The organism is Streptomyces sp. NPDC044033 (assembly GCF_056434425.1).
In genome coordinates this window covers 227,786-249,153 of the sequence record NZ_JBWKFF010000005.1, presented here as the reverse complement: position 1 = coordinate 249,153, position 21,368 = coordinate 227,786, and the positions used below count along the sequence as shown (strand labels likewise).

At 70.4% G+C, this 21,368-nt stretch carries 33 protein-coding genes; 2 read left to right on the top strand and 31 right to left on the bottom strand.

Annotation, left to right across the window (positions count from 1 at the left end):
* The 18 genes from AC07AB_RS12535 to AC07AB_RS12450 form a co-directional block, all read right to left on the bottom strand.
* Window positions 1-4,473: a transglycosylase SLT domain-containing protein gene (locus AC07AB_RS12535; protein ID WP_478564353.1), complete on the bottom strand. Its 4,473-nt coding sequence runs from the start codon at window positions 4,471-4,473 to the stop codon at window positions 1-3.
* Between the two features lie 18 nt (window positions 4,474-4,491).
* Complete coding sequence (locus tag AC07AB_RS12530) at window positions 4,492-4,854, bottom strand: hypothetical protein (RefSeq protein ID WP_478564351.1); 363 nt, start codon at window positions 4,852-4,854, stop codon at window positions 4,492-4,494.
* Window positions 4,855-4,883: 29 nt separating this feature from the next.
* Window positions 4,884-5,213, bottom strand: a complete 330-nt coding sequence (locus AC07AB_RS12525; RefSeq protein ID WP_478564349.1) for a hypothetical protein — start codon at window positions 5,211-5,213, stop codon at window positions 4,884-4,886.
* A 66-nt stretch (window positions 5,214-5,279) separates the two neighbouring features.
* Complete coding sequence (locus AC07AB_RS12520; RefSeq protein ID WP_478564346.1) at window positions 5,280-5,840, bottom strand: phage tail tube protein; 561 nt, start codon at window positions 5,838-5,840, stop codon at window positions 5,280-5,282.
* 76 nt (window positions 5,841-5,916) lie between these two features.
* Window positions 5,917-6,315 carry a hypothetical protein gene (locus AC07AB_RS12515; RefSeq protein WP_478564343.1) on the bottom strand — a complete coding sequence of 133 codons (399 nt, stop codon included), beginning with the start codon at window positions 6,313-6,315 and terminating at the stop codon, window positions 5,917-5,919.
* The gene (locus AC07AB_RS12510) at window positions 6,308-6,493 is read right to left on the bottom strand and encodes a hypothetical protein (protein WP_478564340.1); all 186 of its coding nucleotides are present in this window, start codon (window positions 6,491-6,493) and stop codon (window positions 6,308-6,310) included. The genes AC07AB_RS12515 and AC07AB_RS12510 overlap by 8 nt, the downstream gene beginning before the upstream one ends.
* Complete coding sequence (locus AC07AB_RS12505) at window positions 6,493-6,858, bottom strand: hypothetical protein (protein WP_478564337.1); 366 nt, start codon at window positions 6,856-6,858, stop codon at window positions 6,493-6,495. The genes AC07AB_RS12510 and AC07AB_RS12505 overlap by 1 nt, the downstream gene beginning before the upstream one ends.
* Window positions 6,858-7,202 carry a hypothetical protein gene (locus AC07AB_RS12500; RefSeq protein WP_478564334.1) on the bottom strand — a complete coding sequence of 115 codons (345 nt, stop codon included), beginning with the start codon at window positions 7,200-7,202 and terminating at the stop codon, window positions 6,858-6,860. Before AC07AB_RS12500 ends, AC07AB_RS12505 begins: the two co-directional genes overlap by 1 nt.
* Complete coding sequence (locus AC07AB_RS12495; protein WP_478564331.1) at window positions 7,199-7,753, bottom strand: mobile element protein; 555 nt, start codon at window positions 7,751-7,753, stop codon at window positions 7,199-7,201. The genes AC07AB_RS12500 and AC07AB_RS12495 overlap by 4 nt, the downstream gene beginning before the upstream one ends.
* Window positions 7,740-7,976, bottom strand: coding sequence for a hypothetical protein (locus tag AC07AB_RS12490; RefSeq protein ID WP_478564328.1), 237 nt, complete (start codon window positions 7,974-7,976; stop codon window positions 7,740-7,742). Before AC07AB_RS12490 ends, AC07AB_RS12495 begins: the two co-directional genes overlap by 14 nt.
* Window positions 7,977-8,095: 119 nt before the next feature.
* Complete coding sequence (locus AC07AB_RS12485; protein ID WP_478564325.1) at window positions 8,096-8,308, bottom strand: hypothetical protein; 213 nt, start codon at window positions 8,306-8,308, stop codon at window positions 8,096-8,098.
* A 12-nt stretch (window positions 8,309-8,320) separates the two neighbouring features.
* A complete protein-coding gene (locus AC07AB_RS12480) occupies window positions 8,321-9,631 on the bottom strand; it encodes a phage major capsid protein (protein WP_478564322.1) in 1,311 nt (436 codons plus the stop codon).
* Between the two features lie 8 nt (window positions 9,632-9,639).
* On the bottom strand, window positions 9,640-10,524 hold the full coding sequence (locus AC07AB_RS12475) for an HK97 family phage prohead protease (RefSeq protein WP_478564319.1): 885 nt from the start codon (window positions 10,522-10,524) through the stop codon (window positions 9,640-9,642).
* Between the two features lie 2 nt (window positions 10,525-10,526).
* The gene (locus AC07AB_RS12470; protein WP_478564316.1) at window positions 10,527-12,449 is read right to left on the bottom strand and encodes a phage portal protein; all 1,923 of its coding nucleotides are present in this window, start codon (window positions 12,447-12,449) and stop codon (window positions 10,527-10,529) included.
* Complete coding sequence (locus tag AC07AB_RS12465) at window positions 12,449-12,622, bottom strand: hypothetical protein (protein ID WP_478564313.1); 174 nt, start codon at window positions 12,620-12,622, stop codon at window positions 12,449-12,451. The genes AC07AB_RS12470 and AC07AB_RS12465 overlap by 1 nt, the downstream gene beginning before the upstream one ends.
* A gap of 54 nt (window positions 12,623-12,676) precedes the next feature.
* Window positions 12,677-14,398 (bottom strand): terminase large subunit, encoded by a 1,722-nt coding sequence (locus AC07AB_RS12460; RefSeq protein ID WP_478564310.1) that lies wholly within the window; start codon window positions 14,396-14,398, stop codon window positions 12,677-12,679.
* The gene (locus AC07AB_RS12455; RefSeq protein WP_478564308.1) at window positions 14,361-14,831 is read right to left on the bottom strand and encodes a phage terminase small subunit P27 family; all 471 of its coding nucleotides are present in this window, start codon (window positions 14,829-14,831) and stop codon (window positions 14,361-14,363) included. Before AC07AB_RS12455 ends, AC07AB_RS12460 begins: the two co-directional genes overlap by 38 nt.
* A 123-nt stretch (window positions 14,832-14,954) precedes the next feature.
* The gene (locus AC07AB_RS12450) at window positions 14,955-15,335 is read right to left on the bottom strand and encodes an HNH endonuclease (RefSeq protein WP_478564305.1); all 381 of its coding nucleotides are present in this window, start codon (window positions 15,333-15,335) and stop codon (window positions 14,955-14,957) included.
* Window positions 15,336-15,494: 159 nt separating this feature from the next.
* On the opposite strand from AC07AB_RS12450, the gene AC07AB_RS12445 reads away from it, so the two are divergent.
* The gene (locus AC07AB_RS12445) at window positions 15,495-15,650 is read left to right on the top strand and encodes a hypothetical protein (protein WP_478564302.1); all 156 of its coding nucleotides are present in this window, start codon (window positions 15,495-15,497) and stop codon (window positions 15,648-15,650) included.
* On the opposite strand, the gene AC07AB_RS12440 is transcribed toward AC07AB_RS12445, so the two are convergent.
* Genes AC07AB_RS12440 through AC07AB_RS12415 form a run of 6 tightly spaced genes read right to left on the bottom strand, consistent with a single transcriptional unit; the run spans window position 15,647 to window position 18,065 of the window.
* Complete coding sequence (locus AC07AB_RS12440; protein ID WP_478564300.1) at window positions 15,647-15,970, bottom strand: hypothetical protein; 324 nt, start codon at window positions 15,968-15,970, stop codon at window positions 15,647-15,649. The genes AC07AB_RS12445 and AC07AB_RS12440 overlap by 4 nt on opposite strands.
* Window positions 15,971-15,978: 8 nt before the next feature.
* On the bottom strand, window positions 15,979-16,305 hold the full coding sequence (locus AC07AB_RS12435; protein ID WP_478564297.1) for a hypothetical protein: 327 nt from the start codon (window positions 16,303-16,305) through the stop codon (window positions 15,979-15,981).
* 9 nt (window positions 16,306-16,314) lie between these two features.
* The gene (locus AC07AB_RS12430; protein WP_478564294.1) at window positions 16,315-16,608 is read right to left on the bottom strand and encodes a hypothetical protein; all 294 of its coding nucleotides are present in this window, start codon (window positions 16,606-16,608) and stop codon (window positions 16,315-16,317) included.
* Window positions 16,599-17,432 (bottom strand): hypothetical protein, encoded by an 834-nt coding sequence (locus tag AC07AB_RS12425; protein ID WP_478564291.1) that lies wholly within the window; start codon window positions 17,430-17,432, stop codon window positions 16,599-16,601. Before AC07AB_RS12425 ends, AC07AB_RS12430 begins: the two co-directional genes overlap by 10 nt.
* 12 nt (window positions 17,433-17,444) lie before the next feature.
* On the bottom strand, window positions 17,445-17,828 hold the full coding sequence (locus AC07AB_RS12420; RefSeq protein ID WP_478564288.1) for a phage tail fiber protein: 384 nt from the start codon (window positions 17,826-17,828) through the stop codon (window positions 17,445-17,447).
* 15 nt (window positions 17,829-17,843) lie between these two features.
* Window positions 17,844-18,065, bottom strand: coding sequence for a helix-turn-helix domain-containing protein (locus AC07AB_RS12415; protein ID WP_478564285.1), 222 nt, complete (start codon window positions 18,063-18,065; stop codon window positions 17,844-17,846).
* A 161-nt stretch (window positions 18,066-18,226) separates the two neighbouring features.
* On the opposite strand from AC07AB_RS12415, the gene AC07AB_RS12410 reads away from it, so the two are divergent.
* On the top strand, window positions 18,227-18,427 hold the full coding sequence (locus AC07AB_RS12410) for a hypothetical protein (protein WP_478564282.1): 201 nt from the start codon (window positions 18,227-18,229) through the stop codon (window positions 18,425-18,427).
* Window positions 18,428-18,430: 3 nt separating this feature from the next.
* Here AC07AB_RS12410 and AC07AB_RS12405 read toward each other — a convergent pair whose 3' ends face one another.
* The 7 genes from AC07AB_RS12405 to AC07AB_RS12375 form a co-directional block, all read right to left on the bottom strand.
* Window positions 18,431-19,123: a hypothetical protein gene (locus AC07AB_RS12405; protein ID WP_478564279.1), complete on the bottom strand. Its 693-nt coding sequence runs from the start codon at window positions 19,121-19,123 to the stop codon at window positions 18,431-18,433.
* Between the two features lie 116 nt (window positions 19,124-19,239).
* Complete coding sequence (locus tag AC07AB_RS12400; protein WP_478564276.1) at window positions 19,240-19,602, bottom strand: hypothetical protein; 363 nt, start codon at window positions 19,600-19,602, stop codon at window positions 19,240-19,242.
* Between the two features lie 11 nt (window positions 19,603-19,613).
* Complete coding sequence (locus AC07AB_RS12395) at window positions 19,614-19,802, bottom strand: hypothetical protein (protein ID WP_478564273.1); 189 nt, start codon at window positions 19,800-19,802, stop codon at window positions 19,614-19,616.
* A gap of 9 nt (window positions 19,803-19,811) precedes the next feature.
* Window positions 19,812-20,027, bottom strand: coding sequence for a hypothetical protein (locus AC07AB_RS12390; RefSeq protein ID WP_478564270.1), 216 nt, complete (start codon window positions 20,025-20,027; stop codon window positions 19,812-19,814).
* On the bottom strand, window positions 20,024-20,509 hold the full coding sequence (locus tag AC07AB_RS12385; RefSeq protein WP_478564267.1) for a hypothetical protein: 486 nt from the start codon (window positions 20,507-20,509) through the stop codon (window positions 20,024-20,026). Before AC07AB_RS12385 ends, AC07AB_RS12390 begins: the two co-directional genes overlap by 4 nt.
* Window positions 20,506-21,108, bottom strand: coding sequence for a hypothetical protein (locus AC07AB_RS12380; protein WP_478564264.1), 603 nt, complete (start codon window positions 21,106-21,108; stop codon window positions 20,506-20,508). The genes AC07AB_RS12385 and AC07AB_RS12380 overlap by 4 nt, the downstream gene beginning before the upstream one ends.
* A 23-nt stretch (window positions 21,109-21,131) precedes the next feature.
* Entirely contained in the window at window positions 21,132-21,365 is a 234-nt protein-coding gene (locus AC07AB_RS12375) for a hypothetical protein (RefSeq protein WP_478564261.1), read from the bottom strand.
* Between the last annotated feature and the right edge of the window lie 3 nt (window positions 21,366-21,368).

Below are 21,368 nucleotides of genomic sequence, written 5' to 3'. Positions count from 1 at the left end.
TCAGCCCCTCCGTGCGCGCAGCGTGGTGACGAGTTGCCGGTTCTGTTCCTGGACGACGCCCCGGACCGTGCCGAGGAATTCGCCGCTGTCGAGGTAGAGGTCGCCTTCCAGCGTCGTCGGGCTGCTCGGGGCGGCGGCCGCGCCGGTGAGGGCCCGCAGCTGCGCCGGGGTCAGGACGGCCTCGGGCTGGCCGAGGCCGTTGTAGACGGGCGTCCAGCCGGGCTGGAGCCACCCGCCCGCGTCGTAGCCTCCGGCCCGGTTGTAGGCGCGGGGCAGGCTGCCGTAGGCGGCGAGGGCGTAGCGCATCGAGGAGTACACGTTGGCGAGGGGGTTGACGCTGACGCCGTAGGAGAAGGGACCGACATCCCGCATCTTCCCCGCATAGGCCCGGAAGGTGGGCCCGATGACCTGCATCAGCCCCACGCTCGGGTGCCCGGATTGCCAGTTGCTGTCCCACCTGTTGACGATGTTCGGGTTGCCGCCGGACTCCTGAGCCATGCGCCGCAGAGTCATCGCCGTGTAGGCGGCGGGCTGCCCGAGCATGCCCAGGGCCTGCTGGACGACGCCCGTCCACCGCTTCACCCCCGACCCGCCGCCACCCGAGCCGCCGGGCCCGGGGTCGCTGTCGCCGAGGCCGAGGAAGTTCCCCACCGAATCGACGAGCTTGTCGCCAAGGCCGGTGACCATCTTCACGGGGAACTTCCCGACCATCTCGCCCATCGGGGAGGACCCGACGCCCTTGGTGACCTTCGCGAGGACGGGCTTGATGAGCTCCTTCCAGATCTTCGACGGGTGGAGCAGGAGGTCAGCGCCCTTCTTCGCCCAGTCGATGCCCTTGCCGACGACGTCAGAGACGGTGTCCTTCGCCCAGTCCCAGGCGTCGCCGAGGCCGCCGAGGATGCCGCCGCTGTCCATCAGTCTGGTGCCCGCCGCCGCGTGCAGGGCAAGCGCACGGTTGCGGTACTTGGGGTCGGTGGGGATCACGAACTCGGGGAAGGCGGGGTTGCCTTCGCCGACGATCGCGGTGGGCCTGCTGACGGCCATGGGCCGGGCGGGCCCGAAGCCGCTGACGGTGCCGCCGGCCGCCAGAAGCTTCGGGGCGTCGGGGAGTTCGGGGAGGTGCACGAACTTGGCGACCTTGTCCCACACGGCCTTGATACCCCGCTCGTAGACCCACTTGATGACGAAGTTGACGGGGCCCTTCGTCAAGTCGCGGATCTTCCCGAAGGCTTTACCGATGGCGTCCCGGGCTGTCTCGAAAGCGTCGGCGACCAGCCCGATCGCCGACTTGATCGCGGTGAAGGCGGGGCGGATACCGGTACGCCACACGACGTCGATGACCGAGCTGATGCCCGACCACACTGGCCGGATGACATTGTCGAGGATCCACCGGAAGATCCCGGCGAAGGGCCCCCGGACGTAGCCCACGATGTCCGGCAGGATGCTGTGCCCGATCAGCACGTCGTACAGCCACCGGAAGACCCGGACGATCCCCCCGACGATCAGGCTGATCAGGTTGCCGAGCCACTTCACGGTCGGCCCGACCCGGTCCGCGATCCACCCGACGAAGCTGGCGAGCCACCGGATGACCGTCGACAAGGCGCCCGCCAGCGCGCCGGTGAGGAACCCCGCCAGCGAGGCGAGCGGCGGCAGCAGGATCGTCAGGACCCCCGCCGCCAGCCCCACGACCAGGCCGACGACTTCGGCGAGGGGCGGGAGGATCGGCAGCAGCGCCACCGTCAAGTCCACTGCGGCCTGCACGAGCTGCAGGAGCGGCGGTAGGAGTTGCAGGAGCACCCCGGCGGAGAGCCCCACGACCGTCCCGAGGATCTGCGCGAGGACGGGGAACAGCGGCTGGAGCGCCCCGACGAGGATCAGCAGGGCGCCGGTCAGCGGCGGGAGCGCCGCCCCGAGCGCCCCGGCGAGGGTGGCCGCCAGCTGCGCGAGGATCGGGGCGATCTGGGCGAGGATCGGGGCGAGCTGCTGGCCGAGGGCCGTCCACACCTGGCCCACCGGGGCGAGGAGCCCCAGCAGGGCGGTCGCGATGGCCGCGATGGCGGTGCCGACTGTCGGAAGGATGGGGGTGAGCGCGCCGAGGACCGTCGTGATGAGCTGGATGCCGACGGCGATGAGCGGCTGGATGGCCCGCAGCACGATCGTCAGCGCCTGCGTGAAGATCCCAGCGAGGAGACCGGCGACCTGCCCGATCAGGGCGACGAGCGGGCCGAGGAGCGGCGTCAGGGCCGTGACGACGCCAGTGATGACGCGACCCAGGAGCCCGAAGACGGGGGTCAGGGCGGTGACGATGCGCGCGAGCGGCCCCACGAGGGCCTGCACGAGCGTCGTGATGACGGTGACGACGGGGCCGAGGGCGGGCGCGAGCGCCTTGATGATCGCGACGATGAGGGCGGAGACCGGCGCGAGGAGCGGGATGAGTGCGGCCACGACCTGGATGAGGGCCGTACCCACAAGCTGGATGACGGGCAGCAGCGCCGTGACGATCGGCGTCAGGGCCGCGCCGAGGGCGGTGACGATCTGGACGACGACGGGGCCGAGCTGCTGCACGAGGGCCGCAAGCACGGGGGCGATGGCTCCGAGGAGCGGGAGGATCGCCTGGACGGCCGTCCCGATGACCGGGCCGATTGCCTGGGCGATCTGCGCGACCGCCTGGAAGACGGACCGCAGGGCGGCCTGCACTTCGGGCATGGCCGTGATGCGGCGCAGCTCGGCGATGACGCCGCCGAGGACACCGAGGACTTCCCCGCCCGCGTCCGAGGCGGTCTTGAAGATGTTGGTGACGACGCCGAGGACGTTCCCGATGATCGTGCCGAGCTGGGAGATCAGCCCGAACGCAGTGCCGATGGCCTGCTGGAGGCCGCCGGACGTGAAGGCCCGGCCGATGCCGTCGGTGAAAGACGCAATGGCCCCCGCGAACTGGACCATCAGCTGGTTGAAGGCGGGCTGCGCGGCGAGCGCGAGACGCCCGAACGCCGTGAGAATCTGCCCTGGCGTGTCCTTGAACGCGGCGAGGTTGCGGTTCGCGCCGGCGAGGATCTGCTCCAGCATCCCGGTGCGCTGCAACGCGTCGACCGCGCCGATGGCGCTGAGCGCCATGGCGTTGAGGACTCCGGCGGTGGCCGTCAGCTGCGTGCGCAGCGTCGGGATGGTGCGGCGGCCAAGACCGGCGACCGCCGTGTCGAGCCCCGCGAAGAGGCGGTTCTGCACCGACAGGCGCATGCCGTCCCACAGCGGCGCCAGCCCGCGGACCGCGGTGACGAACGACCGTGCGTTCGGGGCGAGTTTCGCCATCGCCTTGGCGAGCGCGGACGTCTGGGATGCGGCGGCGGCCTGCGCCTCGGCGAGCGCACGGGCCGCGTCCGCGACACCGCGCTGCGCGTCGGCAATCTGCCGCTGCCCCTCCCGCCGCGCCTTGTCCACCCCGGCCTGCGCCTCTCCGAGAGCACGCTGCGCGTCCGCGATGGACCGTGCCCCGTCGACGCCCGCCTTGGCCTCGGTGGTACGGGCCTTGGCGAGGGCGCGCTGCTTGTCGGCGACCCCGAGGCTGGACTGGGCGATGCGGTCCTGTGCCCGGCGCACCTGCTCGGACCCGTCGACCCCGGCCCTGGCGGCGGCCGCAGTGTCGGCCTGGAGGCGTTTGTAGTCGCGGGACTGCTCGGCGAGATGCTGCTTGGCCCGGTCGAAGGACAGTTGTGCTTCGGCGCGTTGCTGCTGGGTCGCCTTCGGGTCGGCGATGACCTTCTGGAGGTCCTGCTGTGCTTTCGCGAGGCGCAGCGTCGCCTCACGCTGATCCAACTGCGCGTCGGCCAGCCTGCTGTTCATGTCCTCCAGGGAGCGGGTCGCGTCCCGGCGGGCCGTGGTGAGGTCCTGCTGAGCAGTGCGCGCGTCCCGCTGCGCCGACGCCAGGTCCCGTTCGGCCTGGACGACGCCCTCGTGGGCGTCCCGCTGCCGCTGCGCGGCGTCGGCGACCGCGTCGGCAACCCCGCGCTCGGCGTCCGCGACGGCCCGCTGCGCGTCCTTGACGCGGTCGGCGGCCTGGACACGGGCGTCCGCGACGGCCCGCTGGGCAGTGGCCAGGGCCCGCTGCGCCGACTCGACCTGGCGGGTCGCGGAGGCCGCGGCTTGGGCTTCGCCGCTGGTGTCGGCGAACGCCGCCTTGAACGCCTCACCAACGCCTGACAATCCGAGCTTGAGGGCCCCGGCCGCTGCCCCGGCCATGGCGAGGACCGGTGCCAGGGCGGCAGCCGCCGGGGCCACCGCCGACAGGTTCGCGGCGACGGCGACGGCGGCGAGTTTCCCGACGCCCGACAGGCCAGTGCCGAACGCCTTCGCAAACATCCCGCCGCCGGAGCGTCCGGCGCTGCTCGCGCGGGCGTTGACGGACCGCGACCAGTCCCCCTCGAACTCGGGCCTGATGCTGACGTATCCGCGTCCGACGAGCACACCAGCAGCCACCGCACACCCCCGGTCAGATCAGCGGGTGGCGCCCCCGAAGGCGGCGGCGAGCTGTGCGGCACCGGAGCCGTGACGGCCCCCGAAACGGATGACGGATCCCTGCTGGCGGGGCTGGACGCCGGGGCGCGGGATCGGCTCCGGCGGACGCGGACGGCTGCCCGACCCCGAGTTGACGAGCAGCGTCAGGTGGGTGAGCTCACGGACGCTGTCCGCGATCGTCGCCAGGAGGTGCTGGTCGGGGGTCCACGTGTCGTCGGGGTGCAGAGCGCGGGCGGTCGCGGACTCCGGCGGCAGGTAGCGCAGGAACACCCGCAGCTCACGCCAGCTGAGGGTGCCCCGGTACAGCTCAAGGAGGGACCGGCCCGGCCAGTACCGGGCCATGTCCCATTCGATGGCCTCCCCGTACTCCCTCAGGAGGCGGCGGAGGCCGGGGATTCCCCCGGCTCCACACCGCTGTGCTTCTGCCACTCCTCACCGATGAGCTCCAGGTCGCCGAACGTGAAGCCCGCCTTGTACATCTCCTTGACCTTGCCCGCGCCGAGGACGTCCTTGAGGACCCCAACGGTGTCGTTGAGGTCGCCGACGCGCTCCTGCATCTCGAACGGCAATCCCTTGATCGGCGGCAAGGTGAACTCGACGCCTGCCAACTCGTAGGTGACGGGGGCCGGGAGGGCGTCGCGCCGCTGTTTCGCGAGCGCATCCAGGGACGTGACCTCACGGCCGGTGGTCTTGGCGGTCATGGTTCTCCTACGGTTGCGGGTTGGACCCGGCAGGCGCGACCCGCACGGCACACCTGCCGGGAGTGATCAGGCTGCGGACCAGGCAGGGTCGTTCGACAGCCACGTCGCGAGCTCCGGCGCGGAGGTGGCGTAGGCGGTGATGGTCATCTCCAGGCCCACCGCGCCCGAGCGGGCCACCGTGATGCTGCCGCGGTCGGTGACCTCCCCACGCGGAATCACCAGACGGTTCTTGATCGAGCCGTCGATCCACTCCAAGCCCACCGCCCGCTCATCGGGCGCGGGCGCGGCGGGAATGTCGAGGCGGTGCACGGTGCCCGACACGTCCGTCAGCGTGCTGCCCGGGAAGTACAGCGTCACCGTCTTGGCCTTCAGTTCGATCGCCGTGAATTTGAGGGTCGCGTCGACCTTCGTCAGGACCTTGCGGACCGGGCTCAGGGACTGCCACGCGGTGATGTCCTGCGTGTCCGTCGAATACTCCATGGCCACGCCGTCATCCGACATGAAGCCCAAATCCGACCAGGCCGGGCCCCACGCCGAATCCAGATCGACGGGCGCCACCGAGCCCTTCGGGGCCAAGAAAATGCTGCCGTTGAGTCCGACGCGGACGTTGTCGGCGTTGAGCGCCATAGGTGCCTCCAGGCATGGCGAGGACCCGCACGACGCTCGCCGAACGGGTAGCGAAAAGGGGAACGCAGGCTACGGACTATGCGGGGCGGACAACCATGCTCATCACGAGCACGTACCGCGGCAGGCCGGTGACCGGGTCGGGCAGCCAGATGGAACTGATCTCATCGACGCCGTAGATGCGCGCACCCTCCTGCACAGAGCCCTGAACCGCGAGGAGATGGGCAGACACCAAGGCAGCCAAGTCACGGGCCTCGTCCTTCGTCGCGGCCAGGACGTCGATGTCGAGGATGCGGTCTGCGGTGACGCCCCTCAGGCGAGATCCGCCTCCGCCCAGGAACACAGCCACCGCCGGCAGGCTCCCGGCCAGATGCTCCGGCCACTCGCCGGCCACAGTGACCAGCGAGCCGAGGGCACCGCTGAGAAGGCGGACGGCTACGGCCTCAGCGTCCGGAATAACCGTCGGCTGGTCAGGCACGACTCTTGCCGACGCGCGTCGCGGCTTCCGGGACTTCCTCCCGCGCGACGGCTACGGGCGCGAGGACGCGTGCGACGCGGCCGTCCCGCGACAAGGCGCCCAGCTCATCGTCCGTTACCTCCACAACATCACCAGGGGCGTCCGCGCCACGCCAGTGGGCGAGTTCAATGCGGGGCATCAGGTGCTCCTCAGGGAGTCCAGGGCGCGTCCGAGAACACGCCGTTTCGGGGACCGGCCGTCCTGCGGGCGCTCCCGGGTCGACGCAGGCCGCCCGGACCCGAACTCGATCTGCACCGCATAGTTGACGTTGGCCGCGATCTCGCTGCGCCACCCGAAACTGTTCCGGGTCAGCTTGGCCTCCAGCGACTTCCGGTAGTCCCCGGCTCGGGGCGAGTCACCCCAGGTGGGGCCGGTGTATTCGGGCGCATTCGCCTGGGCGTGAGCGACACCCCGCTGGGCGAGGCCGCCCAGGTAGGCGGCCATCTCCGGGCTGCTGGCGATCTCCCGGTAGACACGGCCGTTGAAGACGAAGCGGGCGGCCATCAGTCGACCTCCTTCAGTTGTGCCTCGACGTGGTGAACACCCGGCCCCCAAGGAGAGGGCCAGCGGCCTACCTTGCCGTCGACCTCCAGCGTCATCCCGTTGACCTCGATGCGGTCGGTGGCCAGGAGGTCGAGGTCCATGCCTTCGGGGGTCTGCACCGTCCACCGGGTCACCAGTGTCAGCCGGTCGTCGGCTTCCTCCGCGGCCTGGCCGCTGGGTTGCACGTTGACGCCGGTCATGGGGGCCCTGCTGGCGGCCGTCCAGTCCCGCTTCCGGTTGTTGTACCGGTCGGTGACCAGCGGGGCCCGCACGATGACGATGCTCTGGTGGAACAGTAGGGTCACGGCCGGTCGCCCCGGTTCAGGCGGTGGTTCTCGACCGCTGCCGCCCACTGTGCCGTCACGCCGATCGCCGCCTGCGCCCCGAACGTGACCTGCTGCCCGCCGACCTGTACGGACTGCACACCGGGCTGCACCCGGAACATAGCGCGCGCCTGGTCGATGACAGCCTCCTGAACATCTTGAGGCACCACCGCATCGCCGTGGGAGTACGTCACCTCCAGGCACCGCAGCCGGTCCGGCCACACCAGGCCCCCCGCCCGGCGCATGTATCCGTCCTCGGACCACGAGAAGCCGGAGCCGGCGGCCAGGGCTGTGCCGTCCAGCTTGAGGCTGGTCACGGCGAGGACGGGGGCCGCGGGCAGCAGCACAGCGCTGCGGCCCGTGCCGTCCAGGGTGACGGTGTCACCGGCCACCAGGGTGACGGGGTGGCGGACGGCACCGCGGAACCGGCGGCTGGCGGCGGCGAGCGCGGCCAGGAGCTTCGGGTCGTCTGCGGGAACGCCCAGCCACACGGCGAGCTCGGCCGGCTCGGCGAGGTAGTCAGCCGTCGCCACCCGGACCGCCGTCCTTGCCGGGCGCGGTGCGGGCCTTGTTGGCAGCTCCGCGCTGCTTCGCCTGCGGAGGGGCAGCCTCCGCCTTGGCGATCGGCTCCGGGGCCTCGGCGTCCTGCCCTGCTACCGGCGTGCCGCCGTACCGTGCGGCGTCGTCGGCGTTCAGTTGCATGCGGGTGGGGATGCCGTGCATCACCACGTCGTACAGCTTGAGCGGTCCGCCCACGGCGGCCACCTCCTCGAATCGCTCATCGACTGGTACGGCGTCCGACGGCGGGCCGCATGCGGCGTGCTCGGCGCCGCATACCGGGCACCGCCCTCCGGCCGTCCGCGAGCTGATCAGCGTCACGGGGCCAGGATTCCGGCGGTCCGCAGCCTGGCCAGCAGGTCGTTGTGGGCAGTGCGCAACACGCCGAGGTCGGTGACGACCTTGTCGAACTCGGCTTTCGTCGGGCTCGCGCCGGCTGCCGCTGTGGTCGTCATCGCTGCGGCGTTCGCGGCCGCCGTGGCCTGCTTGCCCTCCCGTGCCGCTCCCGCACCGGGGTTCAGGTATGCCATGGGGGTCTCCTGTCAGGCGGTGAGGTCGACCTTGACGAACGCGGCCGGCTGGATGACGCCGAAACCGGCGCGCATCTCGGCGAGGATCGCGACGAGGTTGCGGACGAAGAAGTCGGCGTGGGAGTCGGTCATCGTCACCGACGCCTGCTCGCGGTCCCACAGGATGCACTTGCGGAAGTCCCCGACGTACCCGATGCCTGCGGGGACGGCCTCGGTCTCGATGACGGGCAGGCCCCACAGCACACTCGCGGAGCCGACGCCGCCGGGCCCGCCGAAGTAGAAGCGTCCCTCGTTGTCCTGGAGCAGGTCGACGGTCTCCAGGTCGGCGGGGTTGAGGAGGTAGGCGTTGGCGATGCTGCGTCCGACGAGGCGGACCTTGGTCTTGGCCTTGCGGAGCGTGGTGAGCGCGTTGGTGTCCCACGCCTGCGCTTGCACTCCGGAGACGTTGGCGAGGCCCTCGAAGTTCTCCCCGGTGCCGTCACCGCCGATCATCTGGTCTTCGAGTTCCTCCTCCAGGCCGTAGCGGAGGAAAGCGTCGATGAGGGTGCGGATCTGTGCGGCATCGGACAGGGCCCGCTTGGTGATCGGAATCCAGTGGGCGATGGTCCGCACCGGGGTGGTGACCTTCGCTGCGGCCAGCGCCGACTCGGGCTTGTAGCCGCCACCGGCGTTGGGTACGAGAGCGCCCGCGCCGCCCGGCGCGGTCGGGGCCGCCGTCGAGGTGGCTTCCGGGACCGGTGCGGCGGCGTTGGTGTAGCTGGTCATCCGCACGTACTCGATCGTGTCGGACGTGGTCGAGCCGGGGGTGACGACGCTCCGCAGCGTCAGCGGGCGCTGGAAGGCTTCAGGGCCGACCTGAAGGCCGAGGTAGTCGTTGCGGACGAACGCGCCTGCGCTCGTGTCGCTGGTGCCGGTGACCAGGGATTTGAAGCCCATCGGCAGTGACTGCACGCGCTGCTTCGCCCCGAAGCCCCCGTTGGGGGCGGTGGCCAGGAGACTCTTGTACTCCGTGGATTCGACGTAGTGCTCGCCGATCGACTGGCGCTCCGGGACGATCAGCCCGGCCGGGGTGCGCTTCTCGGCCTTGGTGTCGTTCAGGCCGATGCCGTCGCCCAGGTCGGCGATGGCCTTCAGCATGTCACCGTCGGCCTTCGCCTTCTGCAGCAGCTCCTTGGCGGCCTTCGCCTTCTCCATATGCTCGGTGACCAGGGACCGCTCCTCGTCGGTGAAGTCCCGGTCCTCGGTCTCGGTCTTCTCCGAGATGGTCTTGAGTTCCGTCAGGTGGTGCGTGAGCTCATCGGTGAGCTCCTTGACCTTGCTCATGTGGCTCCTCAGTCCGTGAGCGTGGACGCATCGAGGCACAGCACCTCGATGTCGGTGCGCAGACGGGATGAGGCGGTGCCAGGCCGGGCCTCTGCCGCCTTGGCCGCAGGCTTCTGCGGCGAGGCGGGCTCAGGCGGGGTCGGCGTGGCCTTCTCGGCGTCTTCCGTGCTGGAACTGACGGAGTCCAGCAGCTCCGTAGAGAGGCGCGCGATCTCGCGGACACGCTCCTCGTTCGCAGCCGACAGCGTCCTGCCGGCCTTGGCGTCGATGGCCGCGTCAACGGCCTGGCGCACGTGCATGATGTGGTCGTCCATGGCCTTCTCGACGGCAGCCCGCACAGCGTCAGCAGAGGCGGTCGCGGGCCCGTTGAGGGTGACGCGCAGAGCGTCCCCTGAAGCGGACTTCACATCGATCAGTTCGGTGGCCTGATTGGCGCCGATCAGGGTGGGGCCGACCTCGTACAGCGTCAGCTTCCGCAGCTCGTAGTAGCCGGGCCCGTCCTTCCGCTCCACCCACGAGCCCTCCTCCACGTCGTAGGCGAAGGAGAACTGGGTCACCCGACGGCCCTTCATCAGCCGGTACACCTGCGCGGCCTTGGTGCCCTCATCCAGGTCGACGCGGGCCTTCACCCACAGGCCCTCGGGGCGTTCCTCGGCCTCCAGCACCTCACCGATGTGGTATTCGGGGTCGTGCGACATGTGCGACCACAGGACCGGAATCGGATCGCCGCGGCTCTTCCACTCGGCAAGGGTCTCGGCGAACGCACCGGGGGCGATCTTGTCGCCGACGGAGTCCAGGTTGTACGCGGCGACGATCGCCTCGAATACGCCCTCGTCGGTGCCCTCGTGCTCGCCCGCAGCCTTGATGCGCACGGGGCAGCTTTTGATCCGCATCGTCACTCCCTCGTGTACGTCAGGCGGCAGCGGCAGTTCGCCGTCTGACCGGCGTCACCGCCGCTGTCCCCCGGCCAGCGCAGGCCGTTGCTGAACAGATCGTCGAGGCCGACGGTCTGGCCGTTGAGCGCCCGGTGCGCGGCGCGCGGATCGCCGCTGGCGACGCGCCATGTCTTGCGGGTCAGTCCGGACGCCCCTGCCGCATCGTGCCCGCCGAAACTGCGAGCCTCGGTCGCTGCGGTGACAGCCCGTACCGCGGCCGCAGCCGCCCATGCGGCCGCGGCGAGCGCCAGCGCCCCGCCGATGCCGCCCTCTTCCTCAGGCGGCGCGTCTCCGGCCGCGGTCGCCGCGGCCTGCTCGCCCGCCGCGTCGTGCAGTTCGGTGTGGTGCAGGGCCGCAGCAGCGAGCCAGCCGTCCATCACCTCGGCATCCCAGCCCTCAGCCGACGGATTGACCTCGTCCAGGACGTCCCAGGCCCCGGCCCGCGCGATACGGACCATGAAGTCCCGGATCACGCGCAGCGTCCGCGCCTGCCGGACGTCCCGGCCGTCCGCCCACCACGCCTGCACAGCCTCCGCGCCGCCCGGGCCGGAGGCAATCAGGGCGGCAAACTGGCCGGCGGAGAGCTCCCGCAGGGCGTCGGCGAAGTCCTGGCGTTCCTCATCGGCGGTCGGCCGCCCGGCCTTTGCCAGGGGGGCGGCCGTCCCTTTTGGGACGGCGTCGGGCTCCGGAACGGTGTCCCGCGGCGAGGCAAGACCCCCTTCGGTGACGTTCATCGGGGTGATCAGCTCGTCGCCGCCCGGCAACTGCGGCAGGTTGAAGCGGGCACGCTGTTCGTTGCGGGTCATCCACGGGCCGCCGGTGGCCGTCGACGCCGCGACCGCCTGCTCCTCGAAGGAGCCCCGCATCTTCTCCGCGATGTTGAACTCGGCGTACACGCCCTGGCTGTCGGGCAGGTCGGGCAGCAGTTGCGCCCCAATCTCCTGCTGGATCATCGTCATCCACGGGCCGAGCGTGTCCTGGTACAGGATCTTGTGCTGCTCGGTGATGTTCGAGTAGGTGGCGTGGTCAAGGATCCCGACCAGCGGCGGAGGGATGTGATAGGCCGCCGCGACCTCCTCGCGGGTCAGCTTCCTCGCCTCGATGTACTGAGCCTTCTGCGGGTCGATGGCGATCGGCGCATACGTCATGCCGTCCTCCAGGATCGGGGTGCCGCCCTCCGCGCCGCCGCCCTGCGAAAACTGCCGCCACATCTCACTGAACCGGCGCTTCGCCTCCGGCGACCACACTTCCGCCTCGGCCGGCCGGACCAGCACACCGGTCGCCCGCGCCCCGTTGCGCCACATCGCCGCCCGCTGCCTGGAGGATTCCCGCTCCTCCAGCAGCAGCGACCGCAGCGACTCCAGCGGGGACGCCCCGCACACCAGATCCTCGGGCGAGTAGCCGTGGAAGTGCAGGACCTCGTCCGGGGCGAACTCCATGCCACCGGCGGCCACATAGTGGTCCGGGGCAATCCAGTTGCCCCGGGCCGGGCGGATCAGGGTGGGCGGTACCGGCAGCAGCAGCCGCGCGTCCCCCTGCCGCCATTTGATCCAGTACGCCTCGTCGTAGATGGCGAGGTCCGCCACGAGCCGCTCGACGAGCCGGTACGTCGTCATCCGCGGCAGCGGTGCCGCGAGCAGCTGAGCCAGCGGGTGGTCGGTGAGCCGCTCCCGGTCCGTGTCCGAGATCCTGCGGAAGGTGTGCAGACCGAGCTGGGCGATGTTGCGGGCCAGGAAGCTGATCACGGTGCGGACCTGGGGCTGGGCGCGCCAGATCGCCGCGTACTCCCATGACGCGCCGGACAGCGGCCTCATCGCCCCATACGCCATGAGCGATCCGGGGCCGGTCAGCTGCAGCCGTCCGGCGGAGACCACGAATGCCATCAGCTGCCCGCCAGGACTTGCAGGAACTCGACCTTCGAGCGCTCGATGACGACTTCGCCGTCCACGCGCTGCGCTTCCCGCCCGGCCTCCAGCAGTTCCGCGTCCCGCAGTACGAGCAGCGGCCCGCGTCTGGCCCACATCACCCCGGCGAACGCTTTGTCCGGCAGGTTCACCACGACCCTCCGGCGGACCGCTGTGCGGCGCCACGCGAACATGCCCCACCCCCGTCACACGATCATCATTTCGTCGGCGTCCTCATAAGCGGACCGGCGCTTCGGGGGCCGGGCCACGATCTCCGCCATCGCCGTCGCCAGCGCCGACACACCATCGATCTTGTCGCCGGAGTTGGCCTTGTCGGGCTTCACGTTGCCCGCCGGATCCATAACCACAGCGAGGTTGTCGACGCACCATCGGACCACCGGGTGCCCGCCGTGCCGCAGCGCCGGCGCCTCCGGGCGGCCCTGGAGTACGAGGCGCTGGATCTCCTTCATGACCGGCGACATGGTCGCGAAGCCCTGCCGCACCTTCACCATCGGCGCCCGCTCCGCGACCAGCGTGTTCGTCAACTGGCTCGCGTTCCACGGGTCGAAGCCGATGGACTTGACGGTGAACGCGTCCCGGTCACGCTTGATCTGCTCGACGATGAAGTCGTAGTCGGCGACGTTGCCGGGAGTGGCCGTCAGGTAGCCCTGCCGTACCCACTTCGTCGCCGCGCCCGCCGTGCGCTTGTCCAGCGCCTTGAGGTTGTCCTCGGGTGTCCAGAACCGCCACAGCGCATCGAGGGTGCCGTCCCCGTCGGTCGGGAACAGCCAGCACAGCGCGCACAAGTCGCTGCTCGACGCGAGGTCGAGGCCGCCCCAGCAGTCGCGGCCCGCCAACGCCTCCTCGTCGACCATGCCCGCGTTGTTGTCCCACGCCGTCATCGTCAGGAAGCGGGTGGACTGCTTCGTGCGGATCCCCAGGTGCAGCCGCAGGAACTTCGCCAGGTCTGCGGGCGACTGCTGCGCCTCGGCCGCCGCACCTCGCAGGTACGCCGCGCTCGGCGACACCCCATACCCGGGGTTGGCCTTCCTCCAGGTGGCTTCCTCGAAGGGGCTGTCCGTCTCCTCCGCGCCCCACACCACCCCGTAGGTATCCGGGTCGTGCAGCGCGCCGCGGGCCAGCTGCTCGACGTACTGCCGCTTCCGGTCGTAGATCGACTCTTGCTTGCCCTCGTCCGCCGTCGTGATGATCACCACGAGCGGCTGGCGACGCGAGCCCGTACCCGTCTCGATCGTCTCCACCAAGTCCGGACTCTTGTGGACATGCAGCTCGTCGATGATCCCGCCGTGCACGTTCGCGCCGTGCATCGCCTCCGCGACCGACGAGACGACCGTGAAGTAGGAGCCGCTGGCCGGGTGGGTGATCTTCTTGGTGAAGGCGCGGACGTTGCCCTTGAGCGCCGGCGCCCGCTCCGCGATCGTCTTGATCGGATCGAACGTGTACCGGGCCTGCTTCTCGTTCGTCGCCGCCGCATACACCTGCGCGCCCGGCTCCGAGTCGGCCGCCATCAGGTACACCGCGATGCCACCCGACAGCGTCGTCTTCCCGTTACGGCGGGGCACGTCCACATACAGCTTGCGGACGATCCGCACGTAGCCCTCAGCCTCGTCCTCCCACCTCACCCAGCCGAAGACGGGCGCGATGATGTACGCCACCTGCCACGGATCCGGATCCAGCGGCTTACCCGCCCACTTGCCCTGCGTGTGCCGCAGGAGATGGAAACTCCGCAGTATCCGATCCACCCGGCCCGGGTCGAACACCGCGCCAGGCGCTTCCCCCGGGTTCGGCGTCTGCACCTTCGGCGGGCAGTCCGGCAGCGGGATACCCCGCTCCTTCAAGTACCAGGCGACCTCGGCACTGATCCCCGGATCAGCCGGAGCCGGCGAACGGGTTCGCTTCGTCGCCACCGTCCGCCTCCTGCCGGCCGACCCTCGACTCCGCCGACGGAGTCAGACCGAACTCGCCGGCCCACGACCGCAACTCCTTCGACGCCGCCTCGATCACCGCGACCGCCGGATGCCGCACACGGCCCTGCGAGTTGCTCGCCAGCACCGACCCGTCCTCCTGCATCTCCCGCTGCGCCTGCACCAGCCGGTCCCACGTCAGGCAGTACGCCGTCAACGCCGACCGGTCCACCGGCTTCAGCAGATCCATACGTGCAAGCTCCGGGACCACCCGCTCCCACTCCGCCAGCGCTTCATCCGGCAGCCACTCCGGAGGCTCTGGAGGGACCCGCTTGAAGGCCAGCGGCTCGGGCACCTTGCGGCCACCCGAATCGCGGCCAGGAGAACGGCCCTCGACGAGCTTCAGACCGGCAGGCCGCGGCTTGGGGGAGGGCACGAGACACCCCCTTGAGGGCATCTTTGCAGGTCAGAGGCATAATCGCAGGTCAGGGGGGGTATGGGCTTGAGCATGCGCCCTCCTCTCTGGCCGCAGCGGTCCCCTGATGATCTTCGGCCGTGATCACGACTCCCCTCCCCGCCGCCGGGCGCGAGCACGTTCGGTGCCTTCGACTGCTTCGCGAGCGGTCTTTATCCGGTGGCAGGGATCGGAGTGGATCAGTCCGAGGTTGCCGAGGTCGCGGGTTGCGCCGCCTTGGCCGACGGGGGTGATGTGCTCCAGTTCGTCGGCGTCTTCGCCGCCGCAGACGTAGCAGCATCCGTTGTCGCGCTGGGTGACCTTGCGTTTGAGGGCGCGCATGGTGCCACTGCTCATGCCGTAACGCTCTTGAGGGGAAGGCCGGTTGCGCCACGGTTCGGGCTGGCAGTCGTCGCATCGTCCGCGGCGGGTGGCGATGTTGGTGCAGTCGACGCGTCCGCATCGGGTGGGTGGTGCGGTGGGCATGGTTCGCCTCCTGCTTGGTCACAGTTGGGTGACTCAGCCCTATTGATCACTTGTGAGTGGTCACATCAGGGGGCCACGCGCAGGGGTGCGTGTGACGCTAGGGGGTTCGTGGTGGCTGCTGGTTGTCGTGACTGCACGACGTGTACGAAGCCCGGTGTAGTGCGGTGGGCGCAGGACTGGACGGTGGGCTTCCTGCACCTGTGCACGGTCGGCATCAGTCTGGTGGTGAAGCGGGGGACGCGCAGGCACTGCCCGCAGTGCAAGCACCTGCTCGGCAATCACCTGCGGCGCGCGGACGGCTCGTTCAGGGACTAGAGCAGCCTGCTCCGGAACTCGCGCTCCGCCTTGCCGATCTCGTCCTGCACCTGCTCACGGAACTTCTCGAACTCGCCCTCGACGCGGACCTTGAGCGGGAGCGGGCTGCCGTCCTTGTCGAGAGGCACGTCGTTGGCGGGGATGTCGATGGTCGCGGCGAAGCAGATGACGTGTCGTGCGCCGAGGCGCTGCGAGATGTCGTCGGGCCAGCGGGCGATGTCCTTCGCCGTGTCCTCATCGACTTGGTCGACGATGAGGACGAACGGTGGCCTGTCGTCGCCGCTGCCTTCGGGGAGTTCGAGGATCTGGATGCGGGCCATTGCGGGGCTCAGATCCGCACCGCGCTGAGGGTGAGTTCGGCGTGCGCGACGTCGAAGGTCAGCGTGGTGCCGTAGTCGTTGGGGTCGAAGGGGCCGAAAAGCTGGCTCTCGCCTGCGGGGAGGGTTTCGACGCGGCTGGTGACGGCGAGCCCGTCGACGGTCCGCGTCAGCACGAACGTGATCGCCCGTGCCGTCGACCCGGTGTTCTTGACGATCAAGGCGACGCGTCCGTCGTTGACGAGCGCGTGCCCGTTCGTGGCGTCGCCGGGGACGGCGGCGGGCAGGGTGGTACCCGCGCGCGACGCCTGCGTGGCGGTCAGGGCGGTGCGTGCCATGGGGGCTCCTCAGTAGACCGTGAGCCGACCGGCTCGGTAGACGGGCGTCTCGGCGCCCGCAGCGAAAGTGATCCACGTCCAGTACGCGCCCGGCGCGAGGGTGAGCGCTCCGCTTGCGGGGCCGACGAGGAGCCGCGCGGTGGTCCCGTGCCATTCGGCGGTGCGCCAGTCGCCCGCCGTGGGGTTGGCTTCGGTGGCGAGGAACGCGACCTTCGGCGGAGTGCTGGGGGTGAGGGGGCTGCCGTTGAGGGCGACCATCACGGGCACGTGAACGTACTCGGTGGACGACGCTGCTAGGTCCACGGTGCCCCCACTCTGAAGCCACTCGCGGGCGGCCGGACGGTGACGTCGACGTCGGCGAGGTCCGCTCCGTCCGAGGAGGCGGTGAAGGTGCTCCCGAAGGCCGCCGCGGCGGTGGCGGTGGCGGTGAGGCGGGTGCCGGTGCTCATGTTGCTCTGCATCGTGTGCGGGGCGGTGCCGACGGCGGTGCGGGTGCCTGCGGCGGCCATCGCGCCCTGCGCGCCGAAGGCCGTGGCGCATTCGACGACGGCGGCGTTGGAGAGGGTGTTGACGCGGTCGAACTCGGCGAAGTCGACGGTGCCGGCGTCGCGGTGGGCGGACAGGTCGAGGGCACAGGTGCTGATGCCGGTGGTGACCCAGCCGGGTGTGGCGAGGGTGCGGCGGTTCGTCCACGCCGTGCCGTCGGGGCTGGTGTCCCAGAGGACGTTGCCGCCGGTCTCGCTGATCCGCAGCCACAGGTGTGCCGTGCCGGAGTAGGGGATCTCCATGGCGGTGGGGTCGAAGTACGCGGCGTCGGACTGCATGCGGAGGACGCCCGCGACGACGTTGATCGTGAAGCCGATGCGTGTGCCGTCGGTCCCGCTGTTGACCATGAACTGGCAGTACGCCTCCGCCGCGGTGCTCGCTGCCGGGCGGGTGGGGACCTGCACGTACACGGCGGATCCGGTGAGCGTCCACTGGTATGCCGACTGGTACCCGGCGAACCCGGCCCCGCACGGAACACGGGCGCGGCCCCCGACCTCGGACACCCCGCCATAGAAGTTCCCCCACTCGGGGCCGACGACGCTGTCGTTGAAGTTGTCAACCAGTCCGCTGATCAGACCCATGGGAACCTCCGGTCAGGAGAGCGTCCACGAAGCCGCAGCAGCCGGGATCTTGAAGTCGTCGCCGACCGCCACCGTGCGGGACGCGGTGAGCGGTGCGTAGGCCCACCGCACCGGGACCGTCGCGGAGTCCCACAGCTCCGCGCCGACGACCGTGCACGCAGGCATCCCCGCCCACACGAGATCGGCGCTGTTGGCGACGGCCCCGCTGGCGGCCGCGGCAACGGTGATGGTCTTGCGGCTGTAGGAGCCGCCGGTGACCTCCGTACCCGCCGTCGCATCGTCCCCAGTGGCTGTGACGAGGGCGATCTTCATGGGGAGGACGGGGGCGGTCGTCGCCGTCCCGAACAGCCAGTCCAGCATGCGGTTCTCGCCGCTGTTGGTCAGGTTGTCGGCCACGGGCGCCTCCTTCGGTCAGGCCGCGGTGCGGCCGGCGGGCAGGGGCGGCGGGTCGCCGAGCAGCAGCTCGCCAGTGTGGTCGTCGCGGGCGGCGTGCGGGAGTTCGTCGAGGTCGTAGCGAACGGTGCGGCCGGCGCCGTGGCGGGTGATGCGGCCTTCGGATGCCCACCGCCAGATGGTGCCGATGCTGCGGCCGGTGTAGAGGGCGGCTTCGGCGGTGGTGATGAGGAGGGGCATGTCACCTCCTGCATACGAAAGGCCACCCGGTCGGGGCGGCCTCGGAGCGCAATATCACTAGTTGAACAGATCATGGCTTCGGTGCATGTGGCGTGTCAAGCGGGACAGGCGAGGTTCGACGATCCGGCCCCGCCGCCCACCAGCGCCGTCACGCTGGGCGCATGAGCGAGGTCTACATCGTGATGGGCGACTCGGAAGCGGCCGTCGCGGCGGGAGTTGACCGCATGTGCACGGCGCTGGGGCTGGTGCCGCTCGGGCGGGTCATGCCGATCGCGGGCCGCGATCGGTGGATGGGCCGGGCCACCGCCGCAGGGACGCCCCCGACGAACGCGCACGGCCGGGGGCGCTCTGGCAGAGAGTGACCGTCAGGCGTGAGCGATGACCACGGCGGTGGCGTCGTCGCGGTACCCGTCGGTGTCGGCCTCGGCGGCGGCGACGATGGCGTCGGCCAGCGCCTGCGGGTTGTCGTGATGGTCGCACACGAGCGCTTCCAGGCAGCCGTGGTCGATCTGGTCGTGCACCCCGTCGCTGGCGAGGATCACCAGCCGCCCGGGGATGACGACTTCGCAGACGGTGGCGACCACAGCATCGGCGAGGTCCGTCGTAATCCAGTTGTCGTGGGCTTCGGCCACCTCCACGGCGACGCCACCGTTACGGCGTAGCTGCTCGCCCATGGTGTGGAGGGTGGTGTAGCGCTTGAGGCTCTTGCCGTCCCATCCGTAGGCGACGCAGTCCCCTACCCAGTCGACCACCGTGTCGCCGCCGGTCCGGGCTTCGGCCACGACGGCCACGGCGTTGGGGCCGTCCCCGTCCGGCCCTCCGTCCGCTACGAGCTGCGCGGCGGACAGCAAGCCCGCCAGGGGCCCGCGCTGGGCGGCGACACGGGCGGCGACTTCGGCGAGGACGGGGGCGATGTCGGAGGTGCCGGGGCTGTGGCCGATGCCGTCGATGACGGCCGCACCTACCGTCCCGTCGGCGGCCGTGTAGGACATCGCGGCGTCGGCGTTGTCGGCATCAGTGCCCGCGCGGGTGGCTGAGCCGATGGCGATGCTTGGCATCAGTGTGCTCCTATCGGTGGGTGTGGGTGGGGCGTCACCCCGCTGTCCAGGCAGGGTGGCGCCCCGGTTGCTGTGGTCAGCCCTTGGTGTCCAGGCTCATGTGTCGGCGGTGCCGGTCAGGCCGCCGCGCCGCCACCCCGACGCCGCCGTCGAGGACGGGGGCGGGGGCGGGGGCCGACCATGTCGCGGTACTCCTGCGTCATGTCCCAGACGACCGAGTAGAGAAGGTCGTCGGCCCGGCGCAGGAAGACAGTGCGGTCGGTCACGTCTGCGGCGTTGCGGGCTTCGCCGAGGTAGGCGACGGCGGTCTCCAAGCCCTCGTGTCCGTTGATGCCGGCCATGCCGTAGCGCGAGGCGGCAGTGTCGAGCTGGTCGATGAACCCGTCGAGGTCGGTCGACGGGGGCTTCTCGGCGACGTAGGCGATGTCGGCGGCGTAGCGTCGGATGATGCCGTCGGCGGTGATCGTGGTGGTGGGCATGGGCCGTCCTCCTACCGCTTCGTGATCTCTTCGGGGTAGACGCCTGTCAGTGAGCCGTCGCGGTCTTCCTGGATCTGTACGACCTGAGTTCCGCAGACACTGCCGGTGCTGACGACGATGCCGGTCTCGCCGCCCTGGTGGCCGGTGGGCTGCTCGGGGTTGGTCACGATGATCTCGTCACCGGGCTTGTAGCTGACCATGGGGTTCTCCTATCGCCAGGCGGGGCCGTCGTACTCGACAGCGGCGATCCGGGCATTGGGGTGCTCCTGCTGGGTGCGCAGGACGTCGGTGACGAGCGAGTCCAAGCTGTTGGTGGAGTTGAAGCTGAGGAGCTGGCCGGTCCGCGCGTCGTAGAGCCGGTAGTTGATCGTCGTGTGGGCCACGCCGCGCTCCGGCAGCGGCCTGCCGTTCCAGACGTCGGTCACCGCGCCGCCTCCCTCGGCCCCCGCTGGGCCATGGGGATGGACACCCAGGTGACGGGGATGGCGCCGTGCGCCCCCTTCTGGGCGGGATGGACGTGGCGCTGTTCGTAGCCCGTGCCCAGTTCCGTGTCATCGGAGGACGCGCAGGTGCACAGGTCGTAGTCCTCCTCAAAGTCGAGGGGTCCGGGTTCCTCGTCGTCGCCGGTGACCAGGTAGCAGTCGTCGGCGTGTGCGGTGAACTGGGTCCAGGTGTGGCGGATGCTGGCGGCATCAACGGCGTGGGGAACCTGACTGCGATGTTCGGGGTAGACCGCGTAGTAGAGGTCAGTGATCTGATCGGCGGCGAGGTGGCCGTTGAAGAAGTAGTCGGTGCCTTCGGGCCCGAGGTTGGACCGGAAGTCGTTGATGTTGAAGACTTCCTCGACAGGCATCGGAGTCTGGCGCGTGCCGACGACGACGCTGGGCGCGCCCGGGGCCTGGGTCACGGCGTCACCCCGACGGCGTTGTCGTTCTGCTTCGCGGCGGCTTCCCGGCGGTACTCGTCGGCCTCCTCCCGGGCCGAGACGCCGCGGCCGTCACCCTCGTAGTCGATGCGCGGCTCGTAGTCGTGGAGCTGACTGCTGAGGATGTAGATCGCGAACCGGATGTCGGCCTCGTCGGCGAACTCGCCCAGCAGGACTCCGGCTGCCACGGCCTCGTCGATGGCAGCCTGCAGCTTCTCGTGGATCGGACGCGTGGAGGCGCCCGCCCGCTCGACCTTGGCCATCTCCACCATCAGGTACACGGCCCGATTCTTCAGCTCGGCCCTGACGGCTTCGGCTGCCTCGCCGGCCTCGTCCGGCCCGGTGCAGGTGTCGGCGTGCTCGACCGCCCACGTGCGTGCCTTGCCCGTCTGACGGGCGGCGCCCGAGGCGTCCGGGACGCTGTAGGTCACGTTGTGGCCGTGGGGGCACTGGGCGACGGCGAGGAGCGCGACAGCGACGGTGGTGCGCTGGCCCTCGTACTCGGTGCCGTCGCCCGGGATGGGCATCATGGGGGTGCCTTTCGGGGTGGCCGGGCCAGGGGTGATGAGGTTCTTGTTCACGGCGGTCTCCTCTGTGGGGCGGGTCAGAGCTGGTTGGGTCCGAGGGAGAAGTGCAGGACGCTGATCGGGCTGCCGTACTCGTCAGTGAACTGCTTGAGCAGGCGCTGGAAGCACGCGGCGCGGGTGAACCCCGCAGGGACGGACACGACGCCGTCGCGGGTGTTGTACATGCCGCCGGCCGTCAGCACGGTGGTCACGTAGTGGTAGTCGGTGGTCTGCGGCACGGTGGTACTGGGCTGTTCGGTCTGGGCAGTCACGCG

Bases quoted from the DNA above. Each gene is read 5' to 3' on its own strand.
- AC07AB_RS12530 (WP_478564351.1), bottom strand. From the start codon at position 4,854: ATGGCCCGGTACTGGCCGGGCCGGTCCCTCCTTGAGCTGTACCGGGGC.
- AC07AB_RS12525 (WP_478564349.1), bottom strand. From the start codon at position 5,213: ATGACCGCCAAGACCACCGGCCGTGAGGTCACGTCCCTGGATGCGCTC.
- AC07AB_RS12520 (WP_478564346.1), bottom strand. From the start codon at position 5,840: ATGGCGCTCAACGCCGACAACGTCCGCGTCGGACTCAACGGCAGCATT.
- AC07AB_RS12510 (WP_478564340.1), bottom strand. From the start codon at position 6,493: ATGCCCCGCATTGAACTCGCCCACTGGCGTGGCGCGGACGCCCCTGGT.
- AC07AB_RS12505 (WP_478564337.1), bottom strand. From the start codon at position 6,858: ATGGCCGCCCGCTTCGTCTTCAACGGCCGTGTCTACCGGGAGATCGCC.
- AC07AB_RS12485 (WP_478564325.1), bottom strand. From the start codon at position 8,308: ATGGCATACCTGAACCCCGGTGCGGGAGCGGCACGGGAGGGCAAGCAG.
- AC07AB_RS12480 (WP_478564322.1), bottom strand. From the start codon at position 9,631: ATGAGCAAGGTCAAGGAGCTCACCGATGAGCTCACGCACCACCTGACG.
- AC07AB_RS12475 (WP_478564319.1), bottom strand. From the start codon at position 10,524: ATGCGGATCAAAAGCTGCCCCGTGCGCATCAAGGCTGCGGGCGAGCAC.
- AC07AB_RS12470 (WP_478564316.1), bottom strand. From the start codon at position 12,449: ATGGCATTCGTGGTCTCCGCCGGACGGCTGCAGCTGACCGGCCCCGGA.
- AC07AB_RS12450 (WP_478564305.1), bottom strand. From the start codon at position 15,335: ATGCCCACCGCACCACCCACCCGATGCGGACGCGTCGACTGCACCAAC.
- AC07AB_RS12440 (WP_478564300.1), bottom strand. From the start codon at position 15,970: ATGGCCCGCATCCAGATCCTCGAACTCCCCGAAGGCAGCGGCGACGAC.
- AC07AB_RS12435 (WP_478564297.1), bottom strand. From the start codon at position 16,305: ATGGCACGCACCGCCCTGACCGCCACGCAGGCGTCGCGCGCGGGTACC.
- AC07AB_RS12425 (WP_478564291.1), bottom strand. From the start codon at position 17,432: ATGGGTCTGATCAGCGGACTGGTTGACAACTTCAACGACAGCGTCGTC.
- AC07AB_RS12415 (WP_478564285.1), bottom strand. From the start codon at position 18,065: ATGCCCCTCCTCATCACCACCGCCGAAGCCGCCCTCTACACCGGCCGC.
- AC07AB_RS12410 (WP_478564282.1), top strand. From the start codon at position 18,227: ATGAGCGAGGTCTACATCGTGATGGGCGACTCGGAAGCGGCCGTCGCG.
- AC07AB_RS12405 (WP_478564279.1), bottom strand. From the start codon at position 19,123: ATGCCAAGCATCGCCATCGGCTCAGCCACCCGCGCGGGCACTGATGCC.
- AC07AB_RS12400 (WP_478564276.1), bottom strand. From the start codon at position 19,602: ATGCCCACCACCACGATCACCGCCGACGGCATCATCCGACGCTACGCC.
- AC07AB_RS12395 (WP_478564273.1), bottom strand. From the start codon at position 19,802: ATGGTCAGCTACAAGCCCGGTGACGAGATCATCGTGACCAACCCCGAG.